Origin of the sequence: Mycoplasma sp. 4404 (assembly GCF_034863325.1) — a bacterium.
GTDB lineage: Bacteria > Bacillota_I > Bacilli_A > Mycoplasmatales > Metamycoplasmataceae > Mycoplasmopsis.
This window is the reverse complement of the sequence record NZ_JAYFFE010000001.1, coordinates 419,280-437,734: the sequence shown is the minus strand read 5'-3', so window position 1 is coordinate 437,734 and position 18,455 is coordinate 419,280. Positions and strand designations below refer to the sequence as shown.

The following is an 18,455-nucleotide window of genomic DNA, read 5'->3' as shown; positions in this document are numbered from 1 at the left end:
AGTTTTATGAAAAAAGATAATAACTTATCTAATCAATCAGAAAAACAATCATTCAAGTCTAAATGAGAACACTTTAAAAGAAAAATAAATGTTGCAATCACAAACGCTTTTTCTGGTATTGGATTAGGGAACAGAAAAAATATGTTTGATTGAGAAACATTTATGGAAAATGTTGAGTACAAAGAATTTTCAGATGGAACAAAACTTAAAATTGCTGCAGAAATTAAAGACATTCACTTATCATTCTTAAACCCATCTGTACCAGGTCAAAAGAACAAAGTTCTCCGTGGACCATCTATTCAAATTTATGAAGGAAAAGTTCATGCAATTATCGGTGAATCTGGTTCAGGTAAATCAGTTATTACATCTCTTCTTTATGGACTTACAGGAGATAATGCTGTAATTGATAGTGGTGAAATTAAACTTTACAATAATCACGTTGAAAAGTTCTCAATGCGTGATTGAGAACGTTCACACTATAGAGGAAGAGTTGTTTCAGCTGTCTTCCAAAACCCTATGTCTACATTGAACCCAACTATGAAAGTTGGAGCACAAATTATGGAAGGTATGCTTGTTAACAGAGTTGTTAAAAACAAAAAAGAAGCATACGAACGTGCTGTAGAATTCCTTAAATTGACAAAAATTAATGACCCTGAAGCTGTTATGAAATTATACCCACACGAAATGTCCGGAGGTATGATTCAACGTGTTGTTATAGCTGCTATTGTTGCGCTTGAACCAAAAATTTTAGTAATGGACGAGCCTACAACAGCGCTTGATCCAACAGTTCAAGCTTTAGTTCTTGAAGTTGTTAAAGAATTACAAGAAAAACTTAAATTGTCAATCGTGTTTATTACTCACGACCTTGGAGTTGTTGCTTCGATAGCTGACTACATTTCAATTATGTATGCAGGTCAAATCATTGAAGAAGGAACTACAAGAGAAATCTTAAAATATCCACAACACCCATATACTTGAGGTTTAATCTTAAGTATGCCTGACGTTAATAATGGTAAAAGACTTTCAACAATTAGAGGTTCAGTTCCATCTAACTTAAATAATATTGTTGGAGATGCTTTTGCAGTTAGAAATGATTATGCACTTGGTAGAGATTTTGAAGTTGAACCTGACTTTTACTATGTTTCAGAAACACATAGAGTTAAATCAGCACTTTTAGATAAAAAAGCACCTAAATATACACCACCTGCACACATTGCAAAATTATGAAAGGAGTTTTTAGCAAGTTCTAAAAAATAAGTTATGAAAAAAGACTATTACATAGAAACACAAAAAAAATTCCTTTTCTGAAAAAAAGAATTCATAAGATATAACATTAAAGGTGTAGATGAAATGTTAAAAGTTCCTCAAGGTAAGGAAGTTTTAGCAACATTAAGAAACGTGGATGTTACATATGGTTCTCGTTCAAAAGCATTTAGAGCTGTAGTAGACTTTAACTTAAATATTTACAAAGGTGAAGTTTTAGGTATCGTTGGTGAATCTGGTTCAGGTAAAAGTACAATTGGACGTGCTATTATCGGACTTACACCACACAGCTTTGGCCAAATCAAAATTCTTGATAAATTATTACCTAAGAAAATGGTTAGAGGATTTAAGCTTGGTAAATCACTTAAAGAATATAAAGAAATCGTTAACTTTATGGTTAATAAAGTGCAAATGATTTTTCAAGATCCAGCTAACTCACTTAATCCACACGTTAATATTGAAACAGTTGTTTCTGAAGGTTTAACGAATACAAAGAACTCTAAAGAAATTTACTTATTTAACTACGACCAAGAGGTTGTTAAACATTTATACTCAATGATTGATAAAAAAGAATATCGTTCTTTATTTGGAAAGTTCAAAGAAGAATTAGATCACAAAATTTCAATCAATGAGAACATTGCGTATGATGCTTTATATGTGGACTTTGAAAAAACAATAAATGAAACTTGAGGTTTATCAGAAGTCTCAGCTAAATTAGCTGAATACAAAGCAAAACGTGAAGAATTAAATAAATTAACTGAAAATGAATGTAAAACAATTTTAGTTAAAGACATTCTTAAGAGTGTAGGACTTGATGAATCAGTTTTAAAACGTTATCCACTTGAATTCTCAGGAGGACAACAACAACGTATCGGGATTTCTAGAGCCGTTGTGCTTAGACCTACATTACTTATTGCTGACGAACCAATTTCAGCGCTTGACGTTTCTATCCAAGCACAAGTTGTAAACATCTTTAATGAACTTAAAGAAAAATATAATCTTACAATTGTGTTCATTGCTCACGACTTACGTATGGTTGAATATATTTCGGATAGAATTGCTGTTATGAATAAAGGTAGATTACTTGAAGTTGGTACAACTGAAGAAATTATGAAGCACTCACTTCATCCATATACGAAATCATTACTCGAGTCAGTTCCATCAATCGATTCTGATAAAGGTAGCTTGCTAGGATATGAATATAATCCTGCAATGCATAATTACACAGAAGATTATCAACCTGAATGAATTAAAATCAATGATAATCACTTTGTGTTAGCTACACCTAAAGAAGTTCAAGATTGAAAAAATAATAAATATTAATTTAAATTCAAATAACCTAACAAAACAAAATAGAAAGGAGGCTATATGAAAAAAATTAATAAAAGAATTTTATTTGGTAGTCTTTCATTAGTTTCAATGTCATTACCAATCGTTGCTCTTTCTTGCAATAATACAAACAACCCACAACCGAATCCGGGAAATAATAAAACAAATCCAAATCCTGAAATTACATTCGAGCAAAGCAAAGCAATTGCTATTTCTCAAGTTGAATCATCATATTCAAACTTAACAGAGGAGCAAAGAACTAAGATTAAAGAATTAATCCAAGCATCAGAAAACCAAGAACAACTTAAAAACATTCAAACAAATGCTAATTACTTAAATGAATTAGTTTCAAGTTTAAAAGAAGCTGTTGCAGATTATTCAGATGTTAAAGCTAGCTACAAATATGCAAATGATGAACAGCAAGCTAGAAAAGATGCGTTCGATACTGCTTACAATAATGTTAATAATGTTGTAAATTACTTAGATTTTTCAAATAATGGAACTGCATTAAACTTTGATGTTGAGGGACTTAAAGCGGCTTACAATGATGCTAAAAATGCATTAGCTGGTCAAGAGGTTCAAAAAGATCCTAAACCAGCTATGTATACAGATGCAGCTACAAGATTTGGTAAATGATTCACACTTCCTGAAAGTCAAGAAGTTTCTTACACAATAGTTGATACAGCTAAACAATTTGAAGAAAACACATATGAAGTTCATACATTAGGACCACTAGTTGATGGAAAAAGAACATATCCAATTAAAAACTACAAAGCGGATGCACCGGAATTACCTAATAATATTGAATTTTCTGTAAGTGATTTCCAAACATATCAAAAAATGATTAAACTTAGACAAAAGGTTCTAGACACTTTCTTTAGATTAATTGTCAAATCAGATGGTAAGAAAGTTTATGAATTCTTCAACCACGATGCAGCTTATGCACCTACTAGATATTCAATTAGTAAATTAATGTTAATCATTGATAAATTAATTATCACAGGTAACATTTATGAAGAGTACTTAATTGAGTTAGAGGGTACAAAGGATGATTCAAAAGTTAAATTGTTCCAAGATCCAGCACACAAATATTCATATTATGCTATCTTACCTAAAGCAGAGCAAATGAAAAACGCTGTGTAGTAAGTTTAAAAGTCAAAATTAAGTAGCTTATGCTACTTTTTTATTACAAAAAAGCACATTGAAGTTTATTCAATGCACTTAAGTTATGTGTGATTAAATATATTTGAAAATTAGAAATGGAACAAATAATAAAGTTTTGTATTCTTTTTCCCATGTTTTCTAATTTATGCTACAAAGTGGGAAACAGGGCTAACCAGGGATAATTAAAAATAATGATCTCTGGTTTTTATATTCTTTAGTTTATTAAATTCTTAAAAAGTTGATTTTTAAAGAGTTTTTTTATAAAAATTAGCATTTTTTATGACTTATATAGCTAAAAAAGTAGCAAAATATTTTTTTGAATATCTTAAATTAACGATTAAAACCTTATAAAATAAGCAATATTTGTTTGGAAAATTTGACTTTCATTAAAATACTTTATAAAAATATTAATTTTTATTTAAAATAAATATATGAAATTAAAAAATAAAAAAATATTAACTAGTTTACTAGTTAGCCCAAGTTTATTGATACCTTTTAGTGTGATAAGCACAAGCACATCAGCTGATTCTGACGCACCAAAATTAGAACTTTTTCAAACTAAAAGTGCAGAAGAAATTGCAAGAATGCCTTTTTTTGATGCAAGAAAATACAATTTAGTTACTGACGTTAAGAATCAAGGTCATGAAGGTCTTTGTTGAGCATATACAATTGCTTCAATTTTAGAAACCAATATTTTAAAAAATAATATAGGCAATTACACTAAAAATTCTTTGGATATTGATGAACATGCAATTGATTACATAAGTAATAGTTGAAATCATAAAGCAGATAAGTTAAATTTAAATCCCGATGCTAAAGAATGAAAGGGAATTTTAGGCACAGGAAATTATTTATCTCACGCATTTAATGGTTTGATGAGAAATACATCCCCAATTGCTCAAACTAATCAAACTGAGTTTCCTAATTTTGATAACCCTACAATTGCCAAAATTAAAAAAGCTGTAAAAATTAATCATACTGTTGATGATATTAAATTAGCGATTGCCAAATACGGTTCTGTGGGAGTTGCTTATGCTTTTAATGAAATGAATTTTCATCCTGACACGGTTTGATACAACGAACCAAATTCAATTATTATAACTAAATCACCTGAAGAAAGACATGTCAGAAATCATGCTTCAGTTATTGTAGGCTGAGATGATGATTATTATGCATCTAATTTTGGACCTGAAACACCGAAACAAAAAGGTGGTTTTATTATTAAAAATAGTTGAGGAACTAAAAAAATGCATGCTCAGGGCTACTTTATGCTTTCATACGATTCATTAGATTTAATTCATGAAGTAATGGCAGTTGAAGTAGAAAATAATAATGCATATCAAAATACTTACTATTATGATACAAAAAATTCATTTTCTTTATTTGCAACTTTGGACACTAACGAAAGAACAATGGCAAATATTTTTCCAGTTAAAAAAGCAAATGATGAAATTGTAGAAAAATTAAAGTCAATTAATTTTGCGCTTAAAGGTTCAAACATTACTGCTGAAATCAAAATTTATGTTAAAAATTCTTCAATGTCTGATCCTGAAGACGGTGAACTAAGATTAACTCAAGAAGTACAAATTCCAAATTCTGGTGATAAAGGATTTTATACGATTGATTTAAAAGAAGAAATTATTTTAAACAAAGATCAATATTTTTCAATCATTGTTGATGTAACTAATAAAGGTGAAAAAAACGTTGATTTGGTGGCAAGCTATGAAACTAGAGATATTTTGAGTTTTTATAAACATAATAATCAATGAGTAAATAGCAAAAAAAGTTTTGTTGTATTTGGAATTAAGGCTCATACTCTTGAAGTGCCAATTAATGAATTAAATAAAGTCACAGCAGTTGATGAAGAAAATAAAGAATTAGATGACATTTCTAAAACTAATACAAATAATAATCCTAGTGAATCAGATACGGAAAATAATCCACCTAGAAGCAATGACGGTGAAAGTGAATCAGAAAGCTCTGAAGGTGAAGTAGAAACAGATACAGGTACTAATATAGAAGAGTCATCAGATAGTGAGATTTCAAGAGAAGAAGAAACAAGTTCTCCAAAAACTGATGAATCTGAAACAGATTCAAGTTCAGAAGAAAATAATCCGATTTCAAAAGAATCTGATGTATCTAATGTTGAAGACAATAGTTCGCCAGAAGCTGAAGATACTACTAAAAATAAAAATATAACTGATGAAAGTTCATCAGAAGATGAAACTAATTCAAGCTCTGAAACAGGAACAGATTCAGCGTCTCAAAATAATAACAAACCTACAACAGAAGATTCTGCAACTGAAAATAAAGATGTAATAAATGAAAATCCAACTACTAATGAAAGTTCAACTATAGAAAAGAATAATTTTGATAATAAAAAAGAATTAGAAGATGTTTCAATAGAATCTGAAAAATCTAAAACTAATAAAACACATGTTATTTTATGAAGTATTTTAGGTGTTACAACTGGAATTATAACTTTTGGTATAGCAACTTTCTTTATTGTTAAATTAATGAAAAAAAGAGTTAAAAAATAATTTAACTCTTTTTTATGCTTTTACAGAAGGTTAAAAAGTTTATTAGCAATTAGACCGATGTATTTATCAACCTATTGACATATCGAATGTTATATATGTCTTTGTTTCTTAAGTTTAGTTTTACTTAAATTTTTAGTTTTCAAAACTAATGATTTAACTGGATTATCTAGAAAAGATAAATTTACAGAAAATAGATTAATTGACAGGATGAACAAAGTCGAAGAAATCCAAGAAAATTCAACAATCAAACTAATGAAACTATCAATATAATACTATAACCAATAGTGAGCGTGTAGCACATAACAAATCTTGCGACAAATGTTCTATCTTAGTTGTCCAATGTTGAATTAATTAAATTAACTGTTACAACAAAGATGATGCCAATTATAAAATAAGAAAACTAATTTTATATAATGAAACATTTTCGATTGAGAATTTTTGATGTTGTGTATCTTATTGACTTCTAAGCAAATAACTTTAAAATATTATTTACTTAACTTCATTCTATTACTAATTCATTTCTCATATCAGAAGAATATATTTTTCACATTTGTGAAAAATTAAGGTATTATGCAGATTAATTTGCAATTATATAATCCAAAAGTAAATAATTAAACTATAATTAGATTTGTAAAGACAAAAAGAAGTTTTGTCTTATTTAAGCATCAATTTATTTATTAAGAAGAGGTGGTTTATGAACAAAAATAAAAAGTTAATTATTGGTTTAAAATCAGCGCTTTTAATCATTATTCCATCGATTGCAATTTCAACAGGTATTGCAGCTAATTTACAAGCTCCTGAAAGAACAGAACGTGTTAAATTGACAGAGGAAACAGCGAGAAAAATAAAAAATGCTGAAATAACAATGTTAGATGGTTATTATGATTCACTTATGTTGGATCGTCCGGTTTTAAATCCTAATGGCGATGAAGATGGTGATGGTATTTTAAATAAAGATGAGGTCTACACATTTGTAAAAGATGGTAAGACTTATTTTGGATACAATTCTCACCCATTCTTAAAAGATACAGATGGAGATGGAATTGCTGATAATAATGATGCTCATAAACTTAAATGAGATTTTTCACCTCGTGATGCTTTAATTTTCAGTAACTTATCTTACCGTAGTAAAGCTTTCTTAGATATTGAGTTTGATGATACAAATCGTGATTTATGAGAAGAAAATAAAGCATATTTTTTAGGTGAAGTTCCAGAAAATAAGCGAGATGAGCACGACAAAATTTTTGAAACAGTTCACAAAAATATGGCCCGTTATTGAAAAAGGTTTGAGTCTTGAGATGAAAGTAATGGATATCAAGCATCTTGATTAATTAACCAATCTGATTTTCCGTTCTTAGAAAACGACACTATTAGTGTTTTAGCAATTGCAGGTACTAATGGTGGAAATGATTACGATGATGATTTAGCTTTATTATGAAAAAAACCAGGTCAAGCAGAGAATGTGTGAATTTCTTTAGCAACAATAAGTCAAAAACCTGTTTCAGAAATTTATTCTACTGGCCACTCATTAGGAGGCCATCTTTCAGAGTATGCACTTATTTGATCAAAAGGAAATCAAGAAAATAGAAGTATTGACAATTTTGTTAAAGCATATGGATTTAATGCTCCAAAAATTTCAAGTGCTTATTATGGGGCTATCAGTGACAGATTAATTAAAGAAGGTTGAGCACAACATTATGGAACAAATAATGATCCATTAAAAAAAGTTCCTGGCCACTTCCCAAGCACAATTTATGTTGGAGAAGGTTCTCACTCTGATACTAACTTCTTTAAAGATGAATATGTATCAAAATACTTTACTTCAGGTGGTAGAAGTTTATTTAAAGGTATTGCAGCACAACCTATTCTAGATCAATTAATAGTTTCAAAATTCTGATATAACGTTCAATTATTCTCAAATAGAACACCTTCAAATGTATGAGGCCCAAAAAGAATAATGGAACAAAACATTGAACGTTTCTACAAAAGAATTAAGAATATGGTCCCAGAGCACTATCGTTTAGTTGATAGCGCACAAGAAATAGCTTCAAAATTCCCATTAAATAGAGACGCTAACCACAATACAAATATTAATTACCAAATTCCAATCACTCCAATAGATCATACTGTAACTTACGTATTTAAGGACAATACTGGAAGAGAAGTAAATAGAAGAACATTTACGGTCAATGTTGAAAATCAATCATATGAAAAACCTCAAATACCTAATCACCCACTACGTAAGCACTTCACATACAAAATGCAAAATATGTCAGAAGTCCCTTACACAAGAGACTTCTGAGTTGATACAACTTACGAAATCAATTTAGTTCCTGAATTAAGAGATAATACAATTGATAATTTAGAATACTTATCAGATGAACAAAAAGCAGCTGCTAAAGATCAAATGCGCGCATCTTCAGATAATGATGAAATCGACAGAATTATGAAGAATGCTCAGGATTTAAACCAACTTATTTACAAATTTAATGAAGCTAAAAAATTTAAATACAAACCTGATTTTACAGAAGCTGATAAAGAATTTAAAGATGCATTTACAAATGTATTGGATGAAGTTGAAAGCACTTTATCTTCAGAAGAATTTACAATTCCACCAGTAAGTTATTCAGTTTTATTAGATAAATTAAAAAAAGCTAAAAATGACTTAAATGGTTTACATAATTTAGGTTTAGCAAAATCAGATGGAATTGAAAGAATTCATAATTCAGAATACTTACCTGAAGATAAACAACAAAACGCTATTGCTCTTATCGATCAATGTCAAGAAATAGCTGAAGTTAATAAGATTTTAGAGGACACTCTTCAAGCTGAAGCGGCATACACTGCATTACAAACTGCTGCAAATAAAATAAAACAAGTTGATTATTTACAAGCTACACCAAGTCTTCAAGATGAATTTATTAAAGCTAAAGATGCTTTAACAGGATTTGATAGAAATATTGACTTTTCAGAACCGATTCCTGGACTTAAAGAATTAACAGATAACTTAGTCGCAAAAACAAATGCCCTTGATGGAGTTGATAGATTAACAAAAGCTAAAAATGCTGCCAATGCAGTAATTGAAAATTCAGCTTTATCAAAAGAACAAAAAACAAAAGCTACTAAACTAGTTGAAAATTGCACAACACTTGAGTCAGTTGATGGAATCCAAAACAATGTTTCTAAAGTAAATGAAGCTATTAACTTAGTTAATAATATAGCTTCTGAAAAACAAACACAAAACTACATTGAAGCAGATGATGATTTACAAACTAAATTTAATACTGCTTTAGATACATTATCAAGTGTTAAAACTTATTCAGATTTTGAAAACTTATCAAATAACTTAAGTGAAAATTCTGAAGCATTAATAAGTGCACAAAGAAATCTAAATGGTGCTTCTAAATTAGTTTTAGCTAAGAATACGGCTAAATCTGAAATAGAAAATATGAGTAACTTACTTGCATATTTAGCTAAAAAAGCTAAACAAGAAATTGATAATGCAAAAACTATCGCAAGTGTAAATACATTAAAAGAAAATGCTTCTGCATTAAACACAGCTGTAGCAGTTACTAAGCAAGCAAAAAATGCAAAAGAAACTATCGCTTATAAAGAGGCGACATCATGAAAACAAGATGCACTTATTAAATCATTAAATAACTTTATAAAACCACTTGCTGCATACACAAGTTTTGCTAATAAACTTCCAAATATTGATACTTTAGTATCAAATATGAACGATGCTATTAATTCACTTGATGGAGTAAAAAACTTAAATGATCTTAAGACACAAACAATCACTCAAATTAAGAGTTTACAAAACTTAAATGATCAAGAGAAAAATGGTTTAATTTCTGAAGTTCAAAATCAAAATTCATCAGCAGATGTAAGATCTAAATTTGTTAAAGCTCAAAAACAAGATTTAACAAATAAGGTTGCTTCATTAACTAACTTATCAAACGCACAAAGAAGTTTATTGACTAATGAGATTAATAAAGATGCATTTAATTATCAAAATGCTAGTGCAGTTGTTTCAAATGCTTCTGAATTAAATAATGTAATCCCATCATTGAAGCAATCAATCAATCACGCAAATGAAGTTAAACAATCAATTAACTACGGTTATGCAACTGAAGAGATTAAAAATTCTTACAACAGCGCATATGATGAAATAGTTAATGCAATCAATGTAAATGATTTTACAAATCCAATTGCTAACTTAAACTCATTATCAAGTTTCTTATCATCAGAAGAAGCTAGATTAGATGGAGTAGCAAATAAAGAATTGTTAGATGCAAAATTATCTGCAAAAGAACAAATTGATAGATTAGAAAAATTATCAAACACACAAAAGCAAGTAGCTAAAAATCAAATTGATGTTAAAACTACAGTTGCAGATGTTAACTTATTAAAAGACTATGTAACTAAAATTAATGGTGCAATTGATAAATTGGACAAAGCAATCGAAGTTAAAGAAACATCAAATTACAAACTTTCTGATATAGATAGACAAAGAGCATTTGATAATGCTATTAGTGCATTAGAAAACTTAAGAACAGTAGATAACTTTAATAATGTTGATTCTTATTTAGATAACAAACTAGTTACATTGTCAGATGCAGAAACACGATTAAACGGTGACAGCAAGCTTATTGAAATAAAAAAACGTGCAATAACAGCGATTGATGATTTAGAGAATTTAGGTACAGAACAAAAATTAAAAGCCAAAGAGCAAGTTAAATTAGCTACAGAACCAGATATGGTACAAAAAATTGCATATAATGCTGAAGATATTGATTTTGTTTTAGGAGCTTTAAAAGTTGCAAATAAATCAATTAGGACAATCAGATATTCATCTGCATCAGAAGGTGCTCAAAAAGAATTTAATGAAGCTAAAAAAGATGCTGAAGTTTATGAAAATGCAATGGAGTTTACAAAAGATTATGTTAATTTAGATTCTATTGGTAATAGATTATCAAATGCTGATAGAGCACTTGATGGAGTAAAAAACTTAGATGATGCTAAAGAATTAGCGAAACAAAAATTAGGTGATTTAATCTATATATCAGATGACCAATTCATTAATGCTTTCAATCAAATTGATCAAGCAGCGACATCAAAACAAGTTGAAACTGTTATTACAAATGTAACAAATATCGATAAAGCTATTGAACAATTAAAATTAGCTAAAAAAGCTGAAGACACAATTGAGTTTAGAGAAGCAAGCGAAGAAAAATTAAATGATTTAACCAATGCAGTTATTGCACTTAATGGCGTACAAGATGTTTTAGATTTCAACACTGTTGCTATTCAAGATATTGACAATAAAATTAATACTCTTAAAAATGCAATTAAACATTTAGATGGAAGAACAAATTTAGATACAGCTAAATCAGATGCTAAAGCTAAATTACTTACTTTAACACACTTAAGTGCTAACCAAGTTACTGCTGCTGAAAGATTAATCAATGCTGCTACAACAGTTAAAGGTGTTGAAAACATTATTGCCAACGTTACAAATGTTGATGCTACAATTGAACAAGTCTATACATTAAACAAACTTAAAGAAGATCCAAAACCTAAATACACACAAGCAGAAGAAAGCTTACAAGAAGCCGCAAATAATGCACTTACACCATTAGAAGATACAAAAACATATGAGAACTTCACAAGTCCATATGTTGTTGATATTGTCGCTAAGAAAGAAGCACTTAAAAATGCTATTGATGCACTTGATGGTGACACAAAATTAGCTGATGCTAAAGCAGAAGCTAAAGAAGTTATTGAAGCATTAAATAAATTATCAAATGATTCACAAAAAGAAGCTGCTAACAATTTAATTGATTCAGAAGCTATTGACACAATTGAAAAAGTTAACGCTATTGTTGAACGTGCTAAAGAACTTAATAATGCTTTACAAGCTCTTGAAAATGCAAACGCAGAAGAAATAAAACCTAACTACACAGAGGCATCAATAACACCTACAGATAAAAAAACAGAATTTGATGCTGCAAAAGCAAAGATTGATGCAATCAAAGGAACAACTGACTTTAGCCAATCGATTGCAAATATTGTAGAGGACACAAATTCTCTTAATAATGCTATTGATGCTCTTGATGGTCAAACCAACTTAGAAAAAGCACAAGCTGGTGCTAAAGCTAAATTAACTGAATTAACACACTTAAGTCCTGACCAAATTAGAAAAGCAAATGGTCAAATCGATACTGCTACAACAGTTCAAGGAGCAAAAGACATTGTAACAAACGCAACGAATGTTGATGCTGCTATTGAACAAATTCAAAGATTTAATGATGTTAAATCAAAACTACAATTTACAGAAGCTAATTCAGGTAAAAAACAAGCTGCTCAAACAGCATTTGATAACTTAGAAGGTGTTGAATCTATTATGGATTTTAGAACAAGTCAAATTGATCAAATCACAAACAAAACAGAAGAACTTAAAAACGCAATTAGTTCACTTGATGGTCAGCAAAACTTAGATACTGCAAAAGCTACTACTAAAGCTGCTATTGATGCATTACCTAACTTATCAGATGATGAGAAGAGAGATGCTAAAGCTGAAGTTGAAAAACAAACAACTATCACTAATGTCGCTGACAAATTATTAGAAGCTCAAAAACAAGATGCTAAAAATAAAATTGATCAATTAACAAACTTATCAGACGAACAAAAAACAGCTGCTAAAGCTCTAATTAATTCAAAAACAACTAAAGAACAAATCGATACGATTGCAGCTAATGCAGAAAAAGTCAATAGTGGAATTAAAACACTTAATGACGAAGTTGCAGTAAAAGAAGAAGTTCAATACAAACAAGCATCAGATGATGTTAAAACAAACTTTGATAATGCTGTAACTGCATTAGATGGATTATCAAGCTACACAGACTTTGAAACTCCGTTTGCAGAGTTAGATGCTAAATTACAAGTTGTATCTGAAACTAAAGGTTTATTGAATGGCAAAGATGGATTAGCTGATGCTAAAGCAAAAGCTAAAGAAGCTATCGAAGCACTTGAAAACTTAACACCAGTTCAAAAAGATGCTGCTAAAAATGAAATTGAAGCTAAAACATCAATTGCTAAAGTTGAAGAAAAATTACTTGAAGTTCAAAAAGAAGATGCTATAGCTAAAATTAACTCATTACCTAATTTATCAGAAGCTCAAAAGAAAAAAGCTATTGAATTAGTGAAAGCTAAATCAGATAAGACAAGAATTGATAAAGTGGTTTCAAATGCATCAAGCATTGATGCAGCAATTGCTAAAGTGGAATCTGCTAGAGAAGTTGAATCAGAAATCAAATACACACAAGCTTCAAACCAAGGCGCATTCGATGATGCAGTTACTACTTTAAACGATTTAACAACAATGCTTGACTTTGAAGAATCATATGCTAACTTAGATAACAAGTTAGATACATTAAAATTAACTCACGATGCTCTTGATGGTGCTGATAGATTAAAAACAGCTAAAGAAGAAGCGCTTGCTGCTATCGAAGCTGCTTCAAACTTATCAGATACTCAAAAAGACACTGCGAAAAACGAAGTAAACAACTTAAATGAAGTTTCTAAGATTGATGACATTAAAAATAATGCTAAAGCAATTAACAGCGCACTTGATGTTGTTAAGAATGCTGAAGATGTAAAAAATAAATCTCAATATACACAAGCTTCACAGGAAAAACAAGTTGCATTCACAAATGCATTTGATGCTTTACAAGAACTTAAAACTAAAGATGACCTTAGTACATCAGTTGAAAATCTTAATGAGAAATTAGACGCATTAAGAGATACCCTTAATAGTCTAGATGGTGACATAAAATTATCAGCAGCAAAAGCTAAAGCTAATGATGCTATAGATAATTTAACTAACTTGACAGATAAACAAAAAACAAAAGCTAAAGAATCAGTGAATTCACAAGAATCAGTTGTTGTTGTTGAAAACATTCTTGCAAATGCAACAGATGTTAATAATGCATTAGAGGTGTTTAATGAGACACAAAAAGTTAAATCTACACCTAACTATACAGAAGCTGATGTAGCTAAAAAAGCAGCATTAGATAATGCATTAGCAAAAACTAGTGAATTAAGTAATAAATTAAACTTTAAAAATAGTATGCAAGACTTAAACGAAAAAATTAATGCTGTCGTGGAAGCTAAAAAATCATTAAATGGTGATGCTAATTTAGCTACATCTAAAACAGATGTAAATGCAGAAATTAATAAGTTAAGCAACTTAACAAGTGAGCAAAAACAACAATTTGTTTCTGAAGCTAATGGACAAGTAACTGTTCAAAAAGTTAAAGAAGTATTAGAAAAAGCTCAAAAATTAAATGAATCATTAAAACCTGTTGATAATAAACCTGAAGAACCTACAAAAGTTGAAGAAGGTAAAAAACAAGGTGCTCCTGGTTGAATTTATGGAGTAATAGTTCCACCAATCGTTGGAATTGCTACAGGTTTAGGATTTTTATTCAAGAGAATTTTTAGAAGAAAATAGAAATTCATAAACATTAAACTTACATTTTAAGCGGTGTGAGTTTTTTGTTTTTTTATTAGTCAAAAATACTAAAACACCTTGACAAAGGTGTAAAAAAATATTAACCATTATCTGGTTAATAAGTTTTTGCTAAGCTTTTACATTAAAATCTGCTTTACCTTCTTGTTTTCATTTGTTTAAAAGTTTTTCTCATTCTTCAAATGTTTCACATTGTAAGTATTCAAGTTGATCTTTGTTAATTAAGGGATCAAATTTAGGGGATTTATTTGTATTTGTGTAATGATAGTATCATTGTTTAACTTTTTTAATATCATCTTCAACATCTGCTCTATTAACTGGGAATGTGTAAGATTTCATCCTTCTTTGATTAATATCCACATTTTCAGGGTTTAAATAATCTCCCAAATCATCTCTTAAAAATAAAGCAATAATTGAATAATGACTAGCACCTTTTAAATATGAATAAAGTTGCGCTTGTTTTCTATATGAAGGGTCAACATCCTTGTCACCTCAAAGTTCATATTTTTTATCTTGTGCTGTTTTAATTTCAAGAATCATATTTGTTGAAGGAATGTATCCATCAGGAACTCCCATAATAACATCATCTTTGTCTTTGAAATAGTTATATTCATAATCAGCAGCAACAAAGTTTTCAATCAGTACATTAGGATGCATCTTTCTTAAGAAATCAAATATTTTAGGTTCTAAAATAGTTCCTGCATTAATGTATTTTTGCGATAACACTGGTAATTTTAAGTGCGCAATGTGACAAAATGCATTAAATTCGTTCTTAAATGCATCTTTAATTAAAATCTCAGAAACGGTGCTTCCTCCGATTTTTTTGTATTTTAAAAACTTATTATCAGATTTAAGTTGCTTAATCATATGATCTTTTAAAACAATAACACTATTCTCTCAATCAATCTCATAATCTCTTTTGTTGTAATATTGTCTAGCCATATTCTTATTTTAAATTATTTTTTTACTTAAAATCAAGTTATTTTATAAGTTCTTTAATAAATTTTTGTTTTCTATAAAACAAGTCCAAATCGGTCTAAAAAATATACTTTAAATTCATAAATGAATTTCAAATGTGTTATTATTAAGTTATAAATTATAAATATCTGAATAATTTACATAAAAATAATAAATTTATTAATCAATTAAATTGTAAAGTGTTATAATTTGATGTTAGCATCAATATATATATATATATATATATATATTGGTTATATATTTATTTTTGGATTTAAAATTAGTTTTAATTTCAAGTGATGCTAAACAAAAATGGAGTAAATTATGAAAAAAAATAAACTTAAATTAATGTTGCTTGGAACATTTGGATCAATCGTTTCAATTTCATCTTTAGGTATTTCTTGTGGACAAACAAAACCACAACCTGAAAATCCATCAAATCCTAAAAATGAGGATCCTGAAAGACCAAAAGATAGCGGTGGTAATGAGGGTCCTAAAGTTATTGTAGAACCTGAAATTCCTACAAGACCTACAAATCCAGGTGTTGGATTAAATATTCCAGGTATGCCTGAGCTCTACAAAACCGATCCTGCAGCATATAAAAAGCTTTCAGAATCAGAAAAAAATGTTCTTGATTTACAAGGGTATGTAAAAGCACTTAAAGATTACCGTGGTGATTATTCATCAAAATTAGCTGCTAACTTAAAATTAACACCAGAGCAAATTGAAGAATATGATCGAAAAGCTCAAGCGGCAGGTCAACCTTCATTTGAAAGTGCTGTTGTTAGAAACTTCTCTGTTGTAAATGCTGATGGAACTTTATCATTAAACCCATTAAGAGATGACACAAAAGCAGCTTACTGAGATTCAGTTCCTTTAAACAGAGGGTTACCTAGATATTTAGCTAATGAAATGTACAAGAAAACTGCTCTTCAATCTTATGCAATCAAACTTAGTAACACTAACCCATTAATAGAACAAAACAGAATGTACAATGGTTCTGCTTGAATTTTAGATTACAAACTTGATGAAAATGGATATCCAACAAAATGATATATCGGGACAAATATTCACGTTATTCAAGCATTTGCTGCATCAACTGCAAATGCATCAAGTCAATCAAGATTCAAACACATTAATGATTTACAAGCAGAAGCAGATAGCTACAATAAATACACAAAGGTGGTTAAAGATGCTGACGCAGAATACAACAAATTAATGGAAGAAGTTAATGCAAAAATTAAAGCTAAAGACGATGAAATCAAGTCATATGAAGATAAAAAATATATAGCTTTATCTGCAGGTAATCAAGCAGAAGCTGATAGATATGAAAAACAAGCTCTAGCAGTTAGAGAAAATGACTTACCACCTTTATATGCAGAAGCCAAAAGAATTGAAGTTGAAGAATGAAGTCCAAAATGATTAGCAAAATATAATGAAGCTAAAAACTGACTTAAACAAGGTGTAATAGGTGAGACTGTAAATATCCAGTTATTCCACTTTAACGATGAAACTCCAATTGACCAATGATTAAGAGTTAATGAACTTCAACCAACAGTTGATGTATTTAGTTTCAAACCATCACAAGTTAAACTAGTTTATGCTGGTCTTGACTTTTTAAAAACTAGTCCAAGAGATTACGTAGACCCAAACTCACCATTATCTGAATTGGAAGAAGCAGCTGATTTTGCTGTTCTTGAATTTGATTTTAGTAATTCAGATAATACATATGAATATAACAAAATTATTGGAGATCCACAAGACACATTTGGTGAACGGAAATCAGTTAGTTCGGCTGCCGAATTAGCTAAATTAGCTACAAGCAATTTTGCAAACTGAAATGAAAATGAAAAATTCAAGTTTGCTACAAAGAGCTTAAAAGCTACATATCAACAAGATGAAAAAACAATGATACCTAATGTTAGATTAACAAATGATAAAACTGCAAGTATTCCAAAATCAAAAATCAACTTAATTTCAGTTGCATTTCCAGATGCTAAAACTGACCACTTATTTATCCGTAAGATGTTAGAACCATCTGAAGTTGCAATTATTGACTCAGGATTTAGTCAAAGTATTTGAACTAACAAACCTGTCTATGTTGCAGAAGGTCAACAAGTTGATAAAAAAGTATTCACAAAAGAATACGGAAGTGGATGAAACAAATCACTAAGCGTAAGAAATTTCATTGATATGCCTGGTGTATTTGACATCACAATCGTTTCTCCATTAATTAATTCAAGAAAAAACGAAGGTTACAAATTTGGTGTAATTAGAGATTCTGCTTCAACTTACACAGGAGATAGATACTTAAGCTACGGATTAGGTTACTCAATAGGAGCTTGACAACCTTTATTTGGTGCATCAGGTTCATCAGTTAGAACAATTGATAATGAAATTGTTGGAATCAACTATGCAACAGCTGACTCCACAGGTGTGTCATTAACTGCCTTAACTCAAGCATTCAGATCTGAAGGTGAAACTTACGATGGTTTCTATGGTAAATATAAATTAGAACAATATGACTTAATTTACGGTGGGGGAGAAAATCAAAGATCATCATACCGTGAAGCATTACAAGAGTTATATCCAAACATTCAAACTTACTTATTCAAACAAGGGGCAAATTTAATTCCTGAAGAATACAAATTCAACAAATAATTAAAGAA

8 protein-coding genes are annotated in these 18,455 nt (G+C 29.6%); 7 read left to right on the top strand and 1 reads right to left on the bottom strand.

The features are described from left to right. Positions 1-6: 6 nt before the first annotated feature. The 6 genes from VBN07_RS01570 to VBN07_RS01545 all read left to right on the top strand — a co-directional run bounded on the left by VBN07_RS01570 (position 7) and on the right by VBN07_RS01545 (position 14,811). Entirely contained in the window at positions 7-1,257 is a 1,251-nt protein-coding gene (locus VBN07_RS01570; RefSeq protein WP_323177570.1) for an ABC transporter ATP-binding protein, read from the top strand. 3 nt (positions 1,258-1,260) lie between these two features. Next, the gene (locus VBN07_RS01565) at positions 1,261-2,586 is read left to right on the top strand and encodes an ABC transporter ATP-binding protein (protein WP_323177569.1); all 1,326 of its coding nucleotides are present in this window, start codon (positions 1,261-1,263) and stop codon (positions 2,584-2,586) included. A gap of 45 nt (positions 2,587-2,631) precedes the next feature. Next, positions 2,632-3,735 carry a variable surface lipoprotein gene (locus VBN07_RS01560; RefSeq protein WP_323177568.1) on the top strand — a complete coding sequence of 368 codons (1,104 nt, stop codon included), beginning with the start codon at positions 2,632-2,634 and terminating at the stop codon, positions 3,733-3,735. A gap of 452 nt (positions 3,736-4,187) precedes the next feature. Then, positions 4,188-6,296 carry a C1 family peptidase gene (locus VBN07_RS01555; protein ID WP_323177567.1) on the top strand — a complete coding sequence of 703 codons (2,109 nt, stop codon included), beginning with the start codon at positions 4,188-4,190 and terminating at the stop codon, positions 6,294-6,296. A gap of 57 nt (positions 6,297-6,353) precedes the next feature. Then, entirely contained in the window at positions 6,354-6,566 is a 213-nt protein-coding gene (locus tag VBN07_RS01550) for a hypothetical protein (protein ID WP_323177566.1), read from the top strand. 424 nt (positions 6,567-6,990) lie between these two features. Continuing rightward, on the top strand, positions 6,991-14,811 hold the full coding sequence (locus VBN07_RS01545; RefSeq protein WP_323177565.1) for a hypothetical protein: 7,821 nt from the start codon (positions 6,991-6,993) through the stop codon (positions 14,809-14,811). Between the two features lie 129 nt (positions 14,812-14,940). Here the strand turns inward: VBN07_RS01545 and VBN07_RS01540 are convergent, their stop codons facing one another. After that, positions 14,941-15,771, bottom strand: a complete 831-nt coding sequence (locus VBN07_RS01540; RefSeq protein WP_323177564.1) for an MAGa7180 family putative nuclease — start codon at positions 15,769-15,771, stop codon at positions 14,941-14,943. Between the two features lie 339 nt (positions 15,772-16,110). On the opposite strand from VBN07_RS01540, the gene mip reads away from it, so the two are divergent. Next, the gene (mip, locus tag VBN07_RS01535) at positions 16,111-18,447 is read left to right on the top strand and encodes an Ig-specific serine endopeptidase MIP (protein WP_323177563.1); all 2,337 of its coding nucleotides are present in this window, start codon (positions 16,111-16,113) and stop codon (positions 18,445-18,447) included. The last annotated feature ends 8 nt before the right edge of the window (positions 18,448-18,455 follow it).